Source organism: Catenuloplanes japonicus, from assembly GCF_000717135.1.
GTDB classification, from domain to species: Bacteria; Actinomycetota; Actinomycetes; order Mycobacteriales; family Micromonosporaceae; genus Catenuloplanes; species Catenuloplanes japonicus.
In genome coordinates this window covers 135,212-150,532 of the sequence record NZ_JNXY01000024.1, presented here as the reverse complement: position 1 = coordinate 150,532, position 15,321 = coordinate 135,212, and the positions used below count along the sequence as shown (strand labels likewise).

Here is a 15,321-nt window from a genome sequence, read left to right as displayed (position 1 = left end):
GGTACCGACAATGCGGTACGGACGAGCCACCGTGGTCACCGCGCTCCTGCTGACCGCCGCCTGCGGCGCCCCGGAGAGTCCGGGCGCCGCGGACCCCACCGGCCCGGTGCCGGACAGACCGAGCAGCGCGATCACGCTCAACGTCCTGGACGTGGCCGGGAACCTGCAGCTCACCCAGGGCATGATCGACGAGTTCGCGAAGAAGAACCCGGACCAGATCGGCAAGGTCACCTACTCCAAGGCCACCGCGCCGGAGCTGGTCGGCAAGATCAAGGCGCAGCAGGATGCCGGCCGGGTGGACATCGACCTGGTGCTGACCGGTGTCGACGGTCTCGCGGCCGGCATCGACCAGGACCTGTGGACCCCGCTGCTGCCGACGCACGCAGCACGGCTGCCCGGCATGAACGACTATCTCCCGGGCGCCGCCGCCATGCAGAAGCTGGCCGGGGACCGCGGGGTGACCGTGACCTACTACCCGTCCGGGCCGCTGATCGAGTACCTGCCCGGCACCGTGCCGAACCCGCCGAAGACCGCCGCGGACCTGCTGGCCTACGCGAAGGCGAACCCGGGCGCGGTGCAGTACGCCCGCCCGTCCAACTCCGGCCCCGGCCGCACCTTCCTGATGGGCCTGCCCTATCTGCTGGGCGACGCCGACCCGAAGGACCCGGCGAACGGCTGGACCAAGACGTGGGAGTACCTGGCCGAGCTGAACAAGTACGTCACGCTGTATCCGTCCAGCACCAGCGAGACGATGAAGAACCTGGCCAACGGCTCCGCGAAGATCATTGTGACCACGACCGGCTGGGACATCAACCCGCGCGTGCTCGGCACCGTGCCCAAGGAGGCGAAGGTCGGCGCGCTGGACGGCTTCCACTGGGTCACGGACGCGCACTACGCGGTCATCCCGCGCGGCGTCCCGGCGGACAAGCAGGCCGCGGTCCTCAACCTGATCAGGGACATGCTGACCCCGCAGCAGCAGGCCAAGGCGTACGACCAGGGCTACTTCTACCCGGGCCCGGCGATCAAGGACGTGCCGCTCAGCGCGGCCCCGGCGGACTCGCAGAAGGCGCTGGCCGAGTACGGCCGCCCCGAGTACGACCAGCTCATCGCCGGCAACCCGATCGAGGTGCCGTTGGACGCGAAGTCGCTGGTGGCCGCGTTCGACCGCTGGGACCGGGAGATCGGCAGCGGGAAGGCGGGCAAGTGAGCGACTTCGCCGAGCTGCGCCTGGACGGCGTACGCCGCCGGTTCGGTGGTAGGGACGCGCTGGCCGGGCTGAGCCTGACGATCCGTCGCGGCGAGTTCATCGCGCTGCTCGGGCCGTCCGGCTGCGGCAAGTCCACCGCGCTCAACTGCCTGGCCGGGCTGCTGCCGCTGTCCGAGGGCAGCATCTGGCAGGACGACGCGCGGCTGGACACGCTCCCGCCGGAGCGGCGCGGCTTCGGCATGGTGTTCCAGAACTACGCGCTGTTCCCGCACCTGTCCGTGCGCAAGAACATCGCGTTCGGGCTGCAGATGCGCCGCCTGCCGCGGGACGAGGTCCGGCGGCGCACCGACGAGGCGATCCGGCTGGTCCGCCTGGAGGAGCACGCCCGCAAGCTGCCCGGTCAGCTCTCCGGCGGCCAGCAGCAGCGGGTGGCGATCGCGCGCGCCGTGGTGCTGGAACCGTCGCTGGTGCTGATGGACGAGCCGCTGTCCAACCTGGACGCGAAGTTGCGGCTGGAGATGCGCACCGAGATCCGCCGCCTGCACCAGACGCTCGGCCTCACCACGGTCTACGTCACCCACGACCAGGAGGAGGCGCTGTCGCTCGCGGACCGGCTGGTGGTGCTGCGCGACGGGCACGTGGAGCAGATCGGCACGCCGCAGGAGCTGCACAATCGTCCGGTGAACCGGCACGTGGCCGACTTCATGGGCTACCGCAACCTGCTGCCGATGACGGTCACCGCGGTCGACGGCGAGCGCGTCACGGTCGGCAACGGCGCGGGCATCAGCCTGTCCGGCATCGCGGTGGGCGCGCCGGCCGAGGGCGACGCCGTGATCGCGGGCATCAGACCCGAAGATCTTCACGTGGGTACGGCCGGTCTGCCGGCCACCGTGGAGGTGGTCGAGTATCAGGGCCGTGAGCTGGCGGTGGAGGCCCGGACCGCGGACGGCGTCGTGTTGCACCTGCGGGCCGTCACGCGCCCGGAGCCCGGCGACACGATCACGGTGACCGCGGCCCCGGACCGGGTGCTGGTCTTCCCGGACGGCACATCGTGACGCCGCGGCCGATCGAGACCGTGCCGCCGCCGGCCCGCCTCGCATGGCGGCACCGGCTGGCCGAGCGTGGCATCGATCGTCACCTGGCGCTGCTCGTACCCGCGATGGCCTGTGTCCTTGCTCTGTTCGTGTATCCCTTCGCGTATGGCATCGGCCTGTCGTTCCAGCCGGAACAGGGCGGCGTGTTCGGCGCGTACCGGGCGTTCTTCGCCGACGCCTACCAGCGGGACACGCTCGGCACCACGCTCGGGCTCGCGTTGCCCGCCGCGCTGCTCAACGTTGCCGCGTCGGTGCCGATCGCCTACCGGATGCGCGGCCGGTTCCGCGGCAAGCGGCTGCTCACGACGATCCTGGTGGTGCCGATCACGCTGGGCACCGTGCTCACCGCGGAGGGGCTGCTCAACTATCTGGGGCCGGCCGGCTGGTTCAACCGGGCGCTGACCTCGCTCGGGCTGATCGACGCGCCGCTGCGCCTGACCAACAACTACACCGGCGTGTTCCTGTCGCTGGTGATCACCGGGTTCCCGTTCGCGTTCCTGCTGATCCTGTCCTACCTGTCCGGCATCGACCCGACGCTGGAACGCGCGGCCGCGACGCTCGGGGCCAGGCCCTGGCAGCGCTTCCGGCGGATCACGCTGCCGCTGCTCGCGCCGGGGCTGGCGACCACGTTCTGCCTGACGTTCGTGCTGGCGTTCAGCGTGTTCCCGTCCGCGATCCTGGTCGGCGACCCGGCCGGTGAGACCCGGGTCATCTCGATCGCGGCCTACCACGCGGCGTGGGAGGTCTACGACTACCCGCTGGGCAGCGCCATCGCGGTGATCATGGGGGTTGCGGAGCTGGTCGTGGTCGGCGTGGTGCTGGGCCTGCGATCGCTGCTCTACACCGGTTCCACGGGAGGCAAGGGCTGATGGGACGACGTCGAATCGTTGCTACACCCGGCGCCTGGCTGATCTGGGGTGCGGTGACGTTCTTCCTGGTCAACCTGGCCGGCGTGATCGGGGCGGTGCTGGTCAACTCCGTCGGCAGCCGCTGGTTCGACACGTGGCTGCCGGAGGAGTGGACCACCCGCTGGTACGCCACCGCCTGGACCGACTTCGGCCTGTTCCAGGTGCTGATCGTCACGCTCGAGGTCGCGGTGCTGGTCGTGTCGATCTCCGTGCTGGTCGGCGTGCCCGCGTCCTACGTCCTGGCCCGCCGCTCGTTCCCCGGCCACCGGCTCGTCTACCTGCTGTTCCTGCTGCCGATCCTGATGCCGCCGATCACCTACGGCATCCCGCTGGCGACCGTGCTCTACAAGTTCGGCTTCGCCGGGCACCTGTCCGGGGTGGTGCTGGCGAACCTCGTACCCTCGATCCCGTTTGTGATCTTGACCATGACGCCGTTCATCGAGCAGATCGACCCGGCCGTCGAACGCGCCGCCCGGATGTGCGGGGCACGCACCTGGCAGATCTTCGCGCGCATCCTGGCGCCGCTGCTGATTCCCGGCATCCTCGCCGCGTCGATCCTGGTCCTGGTGCGCACCGTCGGGATGTTCGAGCTGACGTTCCTGACCGCGGGCCCGGACTCGCAGACGCTGGTCGTGGCGCTCTACTACTCGATGTCGGCCGCGGGCATCCGCGCCCAGCAGTCCGTCGACGCGATGGCCGTCATCTACACCGCCACCATGCTGGTCCTGCTGGTCACCGCGCTGCGTTTCGTCAACCCGACGCAGCTGGTCGCCCGGGTCCGGGAGGAACCGGACTGAGCACGTCTCTAAGCTGCGGGAATGAAGGTGCTATCCATCCAGTCCGCGGTCGCCCACGGCCACGTCGGCAACTCCGCCGCGGTGTTCCCGCTGCAGCGCATCGGCGTCGAGGTCGTCCCGGTCCTGACCGTCAACTTCTCCAACCACACGGGGTACGGCGCGTGGCGTGGCCCGCTCATCGCGCCGTCCGACGTGGCCGAGGTGCTGCTCGGCGTGGAGGAGCGCGGAGTGTTCCCGCAGATCGACGCCGTGCTGTCCGGGTACCAGGGCGGGGCCGGCATCGCCGACGTCATCGTGGACGCGGTACGCCGGGTGAAGGCCGCGAACCCGGCCGCCGTCTACGCGTGCGACCCGGTCATGGGCAACGCCAAGTCCGGCTGTTTCGTCGCGCCGGAGATCCCCGACCTGCTGCGCGACCGGGTGGTGCCGGTGGCGGACATCATCACGCCGAACCAGTTCGAGCTGGGCTACCTGACCGGCACCGCGCCGGCGAGCATCGAGTCCACGCTCGCCTCGGCCGACCTGGCCCGCGCGATGGGCCCGTCGACCGTGCTGGTCACCAGCGTGGAGCGGCCCGACCGGCCGGAGGGCACGATCGAGATGCTGGTCGTGGACGACGCCGGCGCGTGGGTGGTCAGCACGCCGCACCTGCCGTTCAAGGCGAACGGTTCCGGTGACGTGACGGCCGCGCTGTTCACCGCCCACTACGTGGCCACCAAGGACGCCGCGACGTCCCTGGAACGCACCGCCTCCAGCGTCTTCGACCTGATCGAGACCACGTTCCGCTCCGGCGAACGCGAGCTCCAGCTCATCGAGGCCCAGGACTTCTACGCCACGCCCCGCCTGCAGTTCACGGCCGACCGGGTGCGCTGAGCCCGGCGGCACGTTGCCCCGCCGCCGGGACTCGGCCGCGGGGCAACGTCGATGCACCGTCAGTTCCAGCACTTCCAGGAGTTCGGGTCGGTGTACTTCTCCATGCGGTCGATGGCCGTGGTGGTCTTGTACTGCCACTTGCAGGCGTCCGTCATGTTGATCGAGTCGGTCTTCTTGACGCTGAGGCACCGCCAGCCGTAGGCGGTCGAGTCGACCAGCGCCGCGTTGTTGTACCCCTTGCTCTTGCAGTACCCGACGAGGTTGACGCCACCGAGCTGCTTCGACGCGGTCCAGCACGTCCAGGACTTGGGGTCGAAGTAGTCGGACATCCGGTCGATCTGTCCGGGGCCGTACTGCCACGTGCAGGCGTCGATCACGTGGATCGAGTCCGTTGTGGACGACGTGGTGCACCGCCAGCCGTAGGCGGTCGAGTCGATGAGCTTCAGTCCGGTGTAGCCCTTGCTCTCGCAGTACCCGGCGAGGTTCAGGCCGCCGCGCTGCGTCGCGGCCGACGAGGGCCCGGCGACCAGCGCGGACGTCAGGGAGAACAGGAACAGGGCAAGGAAGGCGACGGTCGTCCGGCGCACGTTTCGCGTCATGCGCCGACCATAGGTGTCTTAAACCCCCATAAACGCACAAATATACCGAATACCCCTTTTGGGGTACGCCGTGTGACAGGGAACGCCCGCGTTCCCCGCCGCTGGGTCGCTGCTCGTCGGGCAAGTACTTGCCGGAGCGGAAAGTGTGGGGTAACTTTCCTCATGGGAAAGTACTTTCCCGATCAGGAAAAGACGGAAGTGGAGGCAGACGATGTCCGCGACACCCACACCCGACGACGCCGCACGCACGCTGCGTGACTTCGAGCAGCACCGGCAGCAGGCCACGATCGCGACCGGCTGGCCGCTGTGGTCCTGGATCGGCGGCGGCATCCTCGTCGCCGTGCTCGGCGTGCTCTACGACCTCAATCCCGGCTTCGCCGCGGACTGGGGATCGTGGATCACCGGTGTGCTGCTCCTGCTCGCCGTGCTCAGCACGACCCGGTGGGGGAGCGCGCTGTTCGGCCGCCCCGCCCGCGTCCGGCGGCCCCCGACCGCGGGGCGGATCGTCGTCGCGGTCGCCTTCGGTGCGCTGGTGGCGGTGCTGACGCTGGTCGCGTCCCGCTGGGAGGTGCCGCACCTCGTCGCGGCCGCCGGCGTGGCCGGTGGACTGCTGATGGCGATCGCGGGCCCGCTCTGGCAGCGGCACACGCTCAGCCGCCCGCCGGCCCTGTCGTGACGTCCCCCGACGTCGAGGCGCCGCCCCCGGGGGGAAACCCCGGGGGCGGCGATGCCCGGCTGGACCCGCTGCTGCTCGACCCGACGCGACTGTCCATCATGGCCGCGCTCGCCGGGCTGGAATGGGCCGAGTTCGCGTTCGTCCGCGACTCCACCGGCGTCACCGACTCGACGCTGTCCAAGCGCATCAGCCAGCTCGTCGACGCCGGGTTCGTCGAGGTCCGCAAGGGGCACGTCGGCAAGCGCCCCCGCACCTGGCTCAACCTCACGACCGACGGCCGCACCGCACTGCGCGCCCACATCGCGAGGCTGCAGGAGATCGCGGCCAACCTCTGATGACGACACGCTCTACTGTGCTCCCATGCGGCGTATAGAGATCCTCACGGCAGCGATCGTCCTGTTGTCCGTCTCCGCCTGCGGTGCGGACGACCCCGAGCCCGACGACGCGGCCCCGCCCGCACCGTCGGCCTCGGCCGCACCGTCGGCCCCGGCCGTCCCGACGACCGTGACCGCCGAGGCGCGCACGGCCTGCGAGTTCGCCGCCGCGTCCCCGAAGGCCGGCGAGACGATCGAGTTCGACGACAGGTACATCAACGACATCTGGGAGAATGCCGGCAGCTCGGGCATCCCGGGCCTGGTCTACGCCGGCTCCGAGGTCCACACCCGCTACACCGCGTGGCTGCAGGCGGACCTCGGTGACGCGGCGGCCAAGGCCCAGGACGAGCTGCTGGACGCGGTCGGCCGGGTCCGCACCGCCTGCACCGAGGCCGGCATCACGACGCCGTGACGGCTCACGCCAGGGGCGGCGCAGGCGGCCGCTCCTCGTGCGTGCGGCGGTCGAAGGACTCGGAGTAGACCTGGGAGCGGAATCGCAGGATCGGGTCGTCGGACAGCTCGATCCCGGGCACCACGCCGGTCGGGTCGAAGACCGTCGCCTCGATCGCGTCCTGGTCCTCGACCGCGGTGCCGAGCCGCAGCGAGCCCGCCACCACGGTCTCCCGCGAGTCCGGCCACTGCGCGGTCACGTCGTCGGTGGGGTCGCCCGGATCGGCCATCGTGAGCACCAGCGACCAGGACGCCGGCTCACGCTGCAGGATCTCGTCGACCAGGTACTGCGCCGGGCGCTGCTCGTCCTTGCCGAGCGTGGCGATCCCGGCGTCCGGCTGCCAGTGGTACCGGAACGCCCGCCGCGTCCCGTCCGGCGCGACCAGGAAGTAGGCGTGCAGCCCGTTGAAGCGCGTCGTCGCGAAGCTGGCCGCCACCGGCATGCTCGCGATCGCCTTGATCCCGGGCAGGATGTGCCGGTGGGTGGCGATGTGCGCCAGGATCAGCGGGCTGGGCTTCCCGGTCGCCGGGTTCTGCAGCTTCGTGACCTGGATGAACTCGCGCGGCGTACGCGCGGGGAAAGCCGGGATGCTGGCCGCGGCCCACGTCGCGTGCCCGCCGGACGCCAGGTCGAACCGGATGCCGAGCCCGAGCGTCGCACCCCGGCCGTCCGGCTTGCGGTCCGGCGCGTAGGGGCTGCCGGACGCGTTGGACAGCCGCACCAGCGCGGTGACCGGCTCCCCGGCGAAATGCTCCGCGGTGGTCAGCTTCGCGAGGTCCGGCGCCGGGGTGAAGGTGGCGTGGAAGTGCACCCCGCGCGGGTGCGCCCGTCGGTAGCCCGGAACCGTCGCGGTGTGCTTCTCCATGGCCTCCATGGCCCGGAGGACGGTCGTACGGTCGGCGTCCGGCACAGAATCTCCCCTGTCAAGGCAACGGATGCGGCCCGTGAGCCGCGCGCCACAGCGTAGACGCCGCTCTATTGCGGCGCGGCACGCGGGAAGACGATCGGATTGGGCTCGGGCAGCAGCCGCAGCGCCGCCGCGGACAGCGGTGCCAGCAGCTTCTCCAGCGTCGCGGTGCCGTCCGGGCCGAGCGCGTGCCACGGCCCGGCCGCGAGCGCGTCCGTCTGCCGTTCCACCGCATCACGGGCCGCACGCGCCGCCTCGGTGGCGGCACCGGAATCGAGCCAGCCGCGCGCGGCGAGCCGGTCAGTCGCCGCCTCCCACTGCGCGTCGGTCCAGCCGCGGGCCGGCTGCAGCACCTCGCGCGTGCTGTCCAGCGACGACCGCCAGACCAGCGACTCCGCGCCGTCGAGCCCGGCCACCAGCAGCGCCGCCACATGGCCGTCGCCGCGGTGCTCACGCAGCACCGTCGCGGCGTGCCACAGCTGCCCGAGCGGATCCTCCGGCCACGGCAGGTCCGCGTTCGCCGCGGCCAGCGGGCGACCGGGCAGCTCCACGGCCTCCGCGGCCCGGCGCAGCAGTGAGGCCGCCTCCGTGAGGTCACCGCCGGGCAGCACCGCGGACAGCGCCGCGCGGGCCCCGTCCAGCCGGGCGATCAGCGCGGCCGCCGGTGTCGCCCGGTTCCACACATCAGGCAGCGCGCGACGGACCATCGCCGGCGCGAAGCCGAAGAACATCGCCTCGACCGGCCCGGCACCGACCGCCCCCAGCGGCGCCGCCCGGCCCGCGAAGTAGCCGCGCCAGAACCCGCGCAGCCCGGCCGCCTCGAACGCGGCGCGGGCCTGCGGCGTGAAGTAGGTGACGGCGTGCAACGGCTCGATCAGCGTCCACATCCGGCGCGCGATGTCCATCCGTGCAGCGTCTCATCAGTCGGCGCTGAGCACCTCGTCCATGCCACCCTCGGCGCGCCACCGGCGCAGCAGGTCGTGGAAGACGGCCGGTCCCGGGCCGAACGAGTTGTTCAGCGGCCGCGGCTTGCCCTCGCTGTTGTAGTAGCCCGGCGTGCACTCGGCCCGGAACGCGTAGTTGTCCGGCGCGGTCTCCCGGATGACGTCCACCCAGGCCTGCTCCGCGTCCGCGGTCGGCTCGATCCGGCGGGCGCCGCGCCGGGTGGCCTCCGCGACCACGGCGCCGATGTGCGTGGCCTGCTCCTGCAGCACGTGCGTGAAGTTGACGGACGCGGCGTTCTGCATCGAGCCGAGGTGGAACAGGTTCGGGAAGCCGTGGCTGTAGAAGCCGTGCAGCGTGCGCGGGCCCTCGCCCCAGTGGCCGAGCAGCGGCGTGCCGCCACGGCCGAGGACCGGGAGCGTGCCGGAGATGACGCCGGAGACGCCGACCTCGAAGCCGGTCGCGAAGATGACGCAGTCGACCTCGTACTCCTCGTCGCCGACCGCGACCGTGGACCCGGTCATCCGGGTGATCCCGCCGCTGTCCGCGGTGTCGACCAGCGTGACGTCCGGCCGGTTGAACGCCTCCAGGTAGAGGTCGCTGAAGCCGGGCCGCTTGCACATGTACCGGTACCAGGGCTTGAGCTTCGCCGCGGTGTCCGGGTCCTCGACGACCTGGTCGACGCGGGCGCGGATCTCGTCCATCTTGCGGATGTCCGCGAGCTCGTCGAGGTACGCCCGCTCCTCGTCGGTGAGCGTAGGGTCGAGCGTGCCGGTGAGCATGTGCCGTTGCAGGCGTGCGGTGCTGGTCCAGCCGTCGTCGATCAGGTCCTCGTCGGCGTGGTCGCCGGTGACGATGGTCAGGAAGTTCTCCATCCGCTCCCGCTGCCAGCCCGGCTTCAGCGTCTCGCCCCAGGCCGGGTCGATCGGCCGGTTGTCCCGGACGTCGACCGTGGACGGGGTGCGCTGGAAGACGTACAGGTGCGCGGCGGCCTTGGCGACCTCCGGGATGACCTGGATGCCGCTGGCGCCGGTGCCGACCACGGCGACTCGCTTGTCCGCGAGCAGGCCCAGGTCGTCGCCGGTGTACGCGTGGTCCCAGCGGCTGGTGTGGAACGTGTGCCCGGCGAACGTCTCGATGCCCGGGATGCCGGGCAGTTTCGGCTGGCTGAGCGTGCCGCTGGAGATCACGGCGTAGCGGGTGCGGAACCGGTCGCCGCGGTCCGTGGTCACGTGCCACTGCGCGGCGTCGTCGCCCCAGCGCAGCTCCGTCACCCGGGTGTGGAACAGCGCGTCCGCGTACAGGTCGAACCGCTTGGCGATCGCGACCGCGTGCTGCCGGATCTCCTCGCCCGGCGCGTACCGCCACTTCGGGACGTAGCCGACCTCCTCCAGCAGCGGCAGGTAGACCGTGGACTCGACGTCGCAGTGCACGCCGGGGTAGCGGTTCCAGTACCAGGTGCCGCCGACGTCACCGGCCTCGTCGATCATCCGGATGCGCTGCAGCCCGGCCTCCCGCAGCCGCGCCCCGGCCAGCAGCCCGCCGAACCCGCCGCCGATCACGACCGCGTCCATCAGGTCGGTGACCGGTGCCCGATCGGTCCGCTCCGTGTACGGATCCGTGGCGTACCGGTCGCGCCGGTACTGGCTCAGGCCCTCCGGACGGATCCGGCGGTCCCGCTCCTGCCGGTACTTCGCGCGCAGCGCCTCGAGCTCTTCGGGCCGGTAGCGACGCGGCTGTCCGGGTATGGGGGTGGAGGACATGCTGAGCCCCTTCGCGGCGTGGGTCCGGTACGGGCAGCCACCCGAGAAGGGGGAGTCTAGATCAGTCGATCGCCTTAGGTGTGCCGTGGGATCGCCCACTATGGAACGCCACGTCCTGCCACGCCTCGGCGTACCGGTTCTTGCCGTGCGACTTGGCCGCGTACATGGCCAGGTCGGCCTGCCGGAGCACGTCGTCGGCGGTACCGCCCGGGTCGTTGACCGCGATCCCGACGCTGGCGGACACCCGTACCCGGCGCCCGCCCACGATGTCGATCGGCTCGCGCAGCGCCGCGATCACGCGCGCCGCCGTGGGCCGCGCGTCCGACGGCCCCGACAGATCCTCCAGCAGCACGGCGAACTCGTCCCCGCCGAACCGGGCCACGGTGTCGCCCTGACGCAGCCCCACGCGCAGCCGGGCCGCGGTGGTCCGCAGCACCGCGTCCCCGGCGTGGTGCCCGCACTCGTCGTTGATCTCCTTGAACCCGTCCAGGTCGATGAACATCACCGCGAAGATCCGCGCGTCCCGCGTGTGCGCGGCCAGCGCCCGGGTGAGCCGGTCGTAGAACAGCGCCCGGTTCGCGAGCCCGGTCAGCGGATCGTGGAACGCAAGGTGCTGCAACTGCTCCTTGTGCTCGCGGAGCTCCGCCTCGACCCGCTCCCGGCGCTGGATGTCCCGGCGCAGCTCCGCGGTGGCCCGGTCGACCTTCTCCAGCGCCCGGTTGCGACTGCCGCTGAGCACCGCGGTCATCACGCCCAGCAGCAGCGTCAGCGCGGAGCCCGCGGCCGTGGTCAGCCACTCCATGCCCCGGTCCGTGGCCGCGATCAGCCGGCTGGACGGCCGCATGGTGATCTCCCACCGGCGCTGCCCGACCGTGATCCGGCCGGTCCGGTCGAGCTCCGCGTGGCCGATGTCGCTGCCGGGCGCGACGCTGGTGAGCACCGTGCCGGCCGGGTCCGCCAGGCTGACCCGTACCGCGTTCTGGCCGTGGTCGAGGAACGCTCGGGCCAGCAGATCCTGCCCGCGCAGGCCCATGATCATCCATCCGCTGAACGTGGTGCCGCCGGGGCCGGTGTAGACCGGCGCGGCCAGCGTGACCGACATCTGCCGCTGGTCCACCGGAAGCCGCTGGTCCCGGAAGAGCCGATACGGCGCGCTGGCCGCCAGCCTGCCGCTGTGCCGGGCCGTCTCCAGTACGGTGAGCGCGGGCAGACTGGCCGAGATGTCCGCACCGGCGGCGTCCTGGTCGTCGAGCGCCTTGTCGAACACGAGGAACCGGTGATCCGTGCGTCCCTGCGCGGGCCGTAACGTCAGCCCGGCGACCCCCTGGCCACGCCAGTACCGTTGCACGGCCGGGACCTGCGCGGTGGTGGAGGCCACCACGAACCCGACCGTGGCCGCGCCGGGCATCCGTCCCGCGCTCAGCCCGGCCGTGATTCGCGCGAACGTGTCCGACGTGAGGTCCGGTTGTGCGCCGACGCTGTACGCGAGGTCGGTCAGCGTGTCGCCGTACCGGTCGATCTGCTCCTGCGCCGCGTCCGTGATCTGATCGGCGTACCGGTCCATCAGCTGGCCCGCGTACCGCATCTCATTCGTCTCGACCGCCACGAGCGCCCCGGTGGACACGCCGGCACCGCCCAGCACCACGAGCGCCACCAACGCCCCGCCGGTCCAGCGCCGCCCCCTCACTCTCCTCTGATCGGCACGGCCGCCCCCGGCCTGAACCGATCAGTACGCGAGGTTCACATGCGCCCGGTGGTGCGAATTCCGCTCGATCAGGTCGACGACGCCGAGCGCGAAGTCCGCGCCCCCGATCGCGCCCCCGCCGTCCGGCTGCAGCGCCACGTCGTCGCCGACGCGATATTCACCGCGCCGCTCACCGGGCACGTGCGCGCCGAACCCGCCCGCCGGGCTCACGAACACGTAGTCGAGCGACTCCGCGGTGGCCGGCAGATCTTCCGCGATCAGCGCGGCCACGGTGACCAGCTCCTCGTGGTACTCGGCCGGCGCGTGACCGAGGTCCGTCGCGAAGCGCGGCGCGCCGGCCGCCGGGCGCAGCGAGGAGAACCCGCCGACGATGAACAGCCGGGCCTTCTCCGCGTCGGCGAGGCGCCCGATCGTGGCGTAGACGTCGCGGAACCCGGTCGCCAGCGGCCCGCGCGGCGCGATCGCGCCCACCACCACGTCCGCGCCGGCGACGACCTCGGCCAGCGCCGCCTCGTCCGCCGCGTCCCCCTGCACGTGACGCACGCCCGGAACGGGCTCGGCCGGCGCCGAGCGGCTGAACGCGGTGACCTCGTGACCGCGCGCCGTGGCCTCCGCGACGATGGCCGATCCGGCATAGCCGGTGCCGCCGATGACGGTGATGCGAGACATGGGATGCCCTCTTCCCAGGTGTTTCGTGACCCGCGTGTCGGGCCACATCGGTTACCGTAGGAGACCAGCTCTCTCCCGGGAAGAAGGCACTTCGTGGTAACCACCCCGTCCGGCGGCGATCCGTACCAGGCCGACTGCCCCACCCGCCGCATCCTCGACCGCATCGGCGACCGCTGGACCGTCCTGGTCATCGGCATCCTCAGCGACGGCGACGCCCGCTTCTCCGAACTCCGCCGCCGCGTCCAGGGCGTCTCCCAGAAAATGCTGACCCAGACGCTGCGCGCCCTCGAACGCGACGGCCTCGTCCGCCGCACCGTCCACCCCGAGGTCCCGGTCCGCGTCGAATACGCCCTGACCGACGCCGGCCGCACCCTCCAGGAACCGCTCCGCGCCCTCCAGCAGTGGTCCGTCGACCACGTCGCGGCCATCTCGGCCTCCCAGGAGGCTTACGACCGGGGCCGCTGACCGCCTTCCGGCGTTTCAAGATCAAGATCTAGTTCCTTTCCCGCTTCCAGCGTGGTCCGGCAGCGTTGCTCCCGCGGGCACCGGTCGTCGCTGGCGCTCCTCCCTGCCGGTTTCGCGTGGCGCAGGAAAACCGAATGGACTCGAACAGCCCGCCGTCACCGCTTCGCCCGCCACCGCCCCGCCCGCCGTCACCGCCTCACCCGCCGTCACCGCCTCACCCGCCGTCACCGCCTCACCCGCCGTCACCGCCCACCCGCCGCCACCACCCACGGCGTCACCTGCGCCGCGACCGCTTCTCTCCCCGCCCGCCCACGTCCAGGGCGGTCCGGGCGCTGCGCGCCCGAAAATGCGTGTTATAGCGGCCGGGGCGCGTTGGCTGCGGTTTTTGCCTCCGGCGGGCCTCCGGCGGGAGCCTCCGACACCGGGGCAGCGGAAAGGCAATGTCAACTGCCACCCCAGATCTCGGGTGGCTGGGTTTCGCGCGGACTGTCTGCCCCGTATGCCGTAGACCCGGGACAAGCCGAGCAGATCATCGGCAGGGCCGCCAGCTTTGGTCTGTCGTGCGGCGGTGGCGTGGTTCTCTCGTTTGGGCGGGCACTTTCCGCTGTTCAGGTGCGGTCCGTGGGTGGTCCGGTTTTGAGGGTTGCGTCGGGTGGGCCGGTGTCGGTCAGCGTCGTGGTCGGGTTCAGGCTTGCGTCACGCGGCCTGCCGGCGGTTGCGTTGGTGGCGGCCCTGCCGATGATCTGCACCCCTGCGGGCGGGTCGACGGCATACGGGGCAGCCAGGCGGTCACCTCTGTGACTGCTTGCGCATAAAGGACAAAGGACCCGCCGCGGGCGGGCGAAAGGGCTTCTCAAGATCCTTGCGTCTCTGGTGGCCCTTATTTGGGCAGTGAAAGGGCCACCAGAGACGCAAGGATCTTGGGGCCCGGATGTTGGAATGGTGATCTCGGAGTGCGGTACAAGGCGGGCGCGGCTGTCGTTGTGGTGGGGCTGCGACTGCGGCTGTAACCGAGTGCAACTGCGGGCGGGTGCTGCGCGCCCGAAATTTCGGTATTTATGGGCTGGGGCTGCGGGTGATCTATCTGCGAGGGGCGCAAGGTCAGCCGTCGAATGTACGTGGGAGTGGTTATTCGGCCCGAATAACCACTCCCACGTACATTCCGTCTTGATCGGCTTGTGTCACTGTCCGTGGCTGTCTGGCATAGGGTGATATTTCGGGTGCGGATGGAGACGGAGGGTCTCGGGAGGCGGTAAGTGAGAGGGACGGCTGCCGGCGTTGATCACATGTGCGGGGGTGGGTCTCTAGCATCGGGTGGGTGATTGATGACCTGCGGGTGGATGCGGTCGTGAACCGGGAGCGGATCCTTGCGGCGGCGCGGGAGGTGTTCGCGGAGGCGGGGCTCGGGGTGACGATGAGCCGGGTGGCGGCGCGGGCGGGGGTGGGGGTGGCCACGCTCTACCGGCGGTTTCCGAGTCGGGATGATCTGGTGGCGGAGGCGTTCGCGGATCAGTATGCGGACTGTGCGGCGTTTCATCGGGCGGCGTTGCGGGATTCTGATCCTGGGCGCGCGTTCCGGTCGGTGGTGGTGCAGCTCTGTGGCTCGCAGGTGAAGGACCGGGGCTTCACGACGGCGTACGTGGCGGCGCTTACCTCCGGGCGTGGACTCGATCGGGAGCGGCGTGAGGCGGAGTGGGTGGTGGGGCGGTTGCTGGATCGGGCGAAGGCGGCCGGTGCGATCAGGGCGGACGTCGGCCGTGACGATTTTGTTCTGCTGCTGCACGGGAATGCGGGTGTGATCGCGGGGTCCGGCCGGGACGCGGCGGAGGCGTCCCGGCGATTCGTGCGGCACATGCTGCGGTCGTTCGCACCGGATCAGTAAGCCAGCACC

At 71.2% G+C, this 15,321-nt stretch carries 16 protein-coding genes; 10 read left to right on the top strand and 6 right to left on the bottom strand.

Annotated features, from left to right (window positions below; all coding sequences use genetic code 11):
• The first annotated feature begins 10 nt into the window (after positions 1-10).
• The 5 genes from OP04_RS29825 to pdxY are packed head-to-tail and all read left to right on the top strand — an operon-like array spanning position 11 to position 4,879.
• The gene (locus OP04_RS29825) at positions 11-1,207 is read left to right on the top strand and encodes an ABC transporter substrate-binding protein (protein ID WP_033343185.1); all 1,197 of its coding nucleotides are present in this window, start codon (positions 11-13) and stop codon (positions 1,205-1,207) included.
• Positions 1,204-2,262 carry an ABC transporter ATP-binding protein gene (locus OP04_RS29820; protein WP_033343184.1) on the top strand — a complete coding sequence of 353 codons (1,059 nt, stop codon included), beginning with the start codon at positions 1,204-1,206 and terminating at the stop codon, positions 2,260-2,262. The genes OP04_RS29825 and OP04_RS29820 overlap by 4 nt, the downstream gene beginning before the upstream one ends.
• A complete protein-coding gene (locus OP04_RS29815; RefSeq protein ID WP_232323785.1) occupies positions 2,259-3,170 on the top strand; it encodes an ABC transporter permease in 912 nt (303 codons plus the stop codon). Before OP04_RS29820 ends, OP04_RS29815 begins: the two co-directional genes overlap by 4 nt.
• Positions 3,170-4,006: an ABC transporter permease gene (locus OP04_RS29810; protein ID WP_033343183.1), complete on the top strand. Its 837-nt coding sequence runs from the start codon at positions 3,170-3,172 to the stop codon at positions 4,004-4,006. Before OP04_RS29815 ends, OP04_RS29810 begins: the two co-directional genes overlap by 1 nt.
• 21 nt (positions 4,007-4,027) lie before the next feature.
• A complete protein-coding gene (gene pdxY / locus OP04_RS29805; protein WP_033343182.1) occupies positions 4,028-4,879 on the top strand; it encodes a pyridoxal kinase PdxY in 852 nt (283 codons plus the stop codon).
• Between the two features lie 59 nt (positions 4,880-4,938).
• On the opposite strand, the gene OP04_RS29800 is transcribed toward pdxY, so the two are convergent.
• Positions 4,939-5,478: a hypothetical protein gene (locus OP04_RS29800; protein WP_033343181.1), complete on the bottom strand. Its 540-nt coding sequence runs from the start codon at positions 5,476-5,478 to the stop codon at positions 4,939-4,941.
• A 211-nt stretch (positions 5,479-5,689) separates the two neighbouring features.
• On the opposite strand from OP04_RS29800, the gene OP04_RS29795 reads away from it, so the two are divergent.
• Genes OP04_RS29795 through OP04_RS29785 form a run of 3 tightly spaced genes read left to right on the top strand, consistent with a single transcriptional unit; the run spans position 5,690 to position 6,940 of the window.
• On the top strand, positions 5,690-6,154 hold the full coding sequence (locus OP04_RS29795; protein ID WP_033343180.1) for a hypothetical protein: 465 nt from the start codon (positions 5,690-5,692) through the stop codon (positions 6,152-6,154).
• Positions 6,151-6,489 carry a winged helix-turn-helix domain-containing protein gene (locus tag OP04_RS29790; protein ID WP_232323784.1) on the top strand — a complete coding sequence of 113 codons (339 nt, stop codon included), beginning with the start codon at positions 6,151-6,153 and terminating at the stop codon, positions 6,487-6,489. The genes OP04_RS29795 and OP04_RS29790 overlap by 4 nt, the downstream gene beginning before the upstream one ends.
• Positions 6,490-6,514: 25 nt before the next feature.
• Positions 6,515-6,940: a hypothetical protein gene (locus OP04_RS29785; RefSeq protein WP_033343179.1), complete on the top strand. Its 426-nt coding sequence runs from the start codon at positions 6,515-6,517 to the stop codon at positions 6,938-6,940.
• A 4-nt stretch (positions 6,941-6,944) separates the two neighbouring features.
• Here OP04_RS29785 and OP04_RS29780 read toward each other — a convergent pair whose 3' ends face one another.
• The 5 genes from OP04_RS29780 to OP04_RS29760 form a co-directional block, all read right to left on the bottom strand.
• Positions 6,945-7,889 (bottom strand): catalase, encoded by a 945-nt coding sequence (locus OP04_RS29780; RefSeq protein WP_033343178.1) that lies wholly within the window; start codon positions 7,887-7,889, stop codon positions 6,945-6,947.
• 65 nt (positions 7,890-7,954) lie between these two features.
• The gene (locus OP04_RS29775; RefSeq protein WP_033343177.1) at positions 7,955-8,791 is read right to left on the bottom strand and encodes an SCO6745 family protein; all 837 of its coding nucleotides are present in this window, start codon (positions 8,789-8,791) and stop codon (positions 7,955-7,957) included.
• Positions 8,792-8,806: 15 nt separating this feature from the next.
• The gene (locus tag OP04_RS29770) at positions 8,807-10,591 is read right to left on the bottom strand and encodes a flavin-containing monooxygenase (RefSeq protein ID WP_051799329.1); all 1,785 of its coding nucleotides are present in this window, start codon (positions 10,589-10,591) and stop codon (positions 8,807-8,809) included.
• A 61-nt stretch (positions 10,592-10,652) separates the two neighbouring features.
• Positions 10,653-12,245, bottom strand: coding sequence for a sensor domain-containing diguanylate cyclase (locus OP04_RS50285; RefSeq protein ID WP_157240569.1), 1,593 nt, complete (start codon positions 12,243-12,245; stop codon positions 10,653-10,655).
• Positions 12,246-12,317: 72 nt separating this feature from the next.
• On the bottom strand, positions 12,318-12,965 hold the full coding sequence (locus tag OP04_RS29760; protein WP_033343176.1) for an NAD(P)-dependent oxidoreductase: 648 nt from the start codon (positions 12,963-12,965) through the stop codon (positions 12,318-12,320).
• Positions 12,966-13,058: 93 nt separating this feature from the next.
• On the opposite strand from OP04_RS29760, the gene OP04_RS29755 reads away from it, so the two are divergent.
• Together OP04_RS29755 and OP04_RS29750 are read left to right on the top strand one after the other, a co-directional pair.
• Entirely contained in the window at positions 13,059-13,430 is a 372-nt protein-coding gene (locus tag OP04_RS29755; RefSeq protein WP_033343175.1) for a winged helix-turn-helix transcriptional regulator, read from the top strand.
• A gap of 1,318 nt (positions 13,431-14,748) precedes the next feature.
• Complete coding sequence (locus OP04_RS29750) at positions 14,749-15,312, top strand: TetR/AcrR family transcriptional regulator (RefSeq protein WP_232323783.1); 564 nt, start codon at positions 14,749-14,751, stop codon at positions 15,310-15,312.
• Positions 15,313-15,321: the final 9 nt, after the last annotated feature.

What these genes read in the sequence shown, in the direction of transcription:
- OP04_RS29825 (WP_033343185.1), top strand. Translation starts at nt 11, where the DNA reads ATGCGGTACGGACGAGCCACCGTGGTCACCGCGCTCCTGCTGACCGCC.
- OP04_RS29810 (WP_033343183.1), top strand. Translation starts at nt 3,170, where the DNA reads ATGGGACGACGTCGAATCGTTGCTACACCCGGCGCCTGGCTGATCTGG.
- pdxY (WP_033343182.1), top strand. Translation starts at nt 4,028, where the DNA reads ATGAAGGTGCTATCCATCCAGTCCGCGGTCGCCCACGGCCACGTCGGC.
- OP04_RS29800 (WP_033343181.1), bottom strand. Translation starts at nt 5,478, where the DNA reads ATGACGCGAAACGTGCGCCGGACGACCGTCGCCTTCCTTGCCCTGTTC.
- OP04_RS29795 (WP_033343180.1), top strand. Translation starts at nt 5,690, where the DNA reads ATGTCCGCGACACCCACACCCGACGACGCCGCACGCACGCTGCGTGAC.
- OP04_RS29785 (WP_033343179.1), top strand. Translation starts at nt 6,515, where the DNA reads ATGCGGCGTATAGAGATCCTCACGGCAGCGATCGTCCTGTTGTCCGTC.
- OP04_RS29775 (WP_033343177.1), bottom strand. Translation starts at nt 8,791, where the DNA reads ATGGACATCGCGCGCCGGATGTGGACGCTGATCGAGCCGTTGCACGCC.
- OP04_RS29770 (WP_051799329.1), bottom strand. Translation starts at nt 10,591, where the DNA reads ATGTCCTCCACCCCCATACCCGGACAGCCGCGTCGCTACCGGCCCGAA.
- OP04_RS29760 (WP_033343176.1), bottom strand. Translation starts at nt 12,965, where the DNA reads ATGTCTCGCATCACCGTCATCGGCGGCACCGGCTATGCCGGATCGGCC.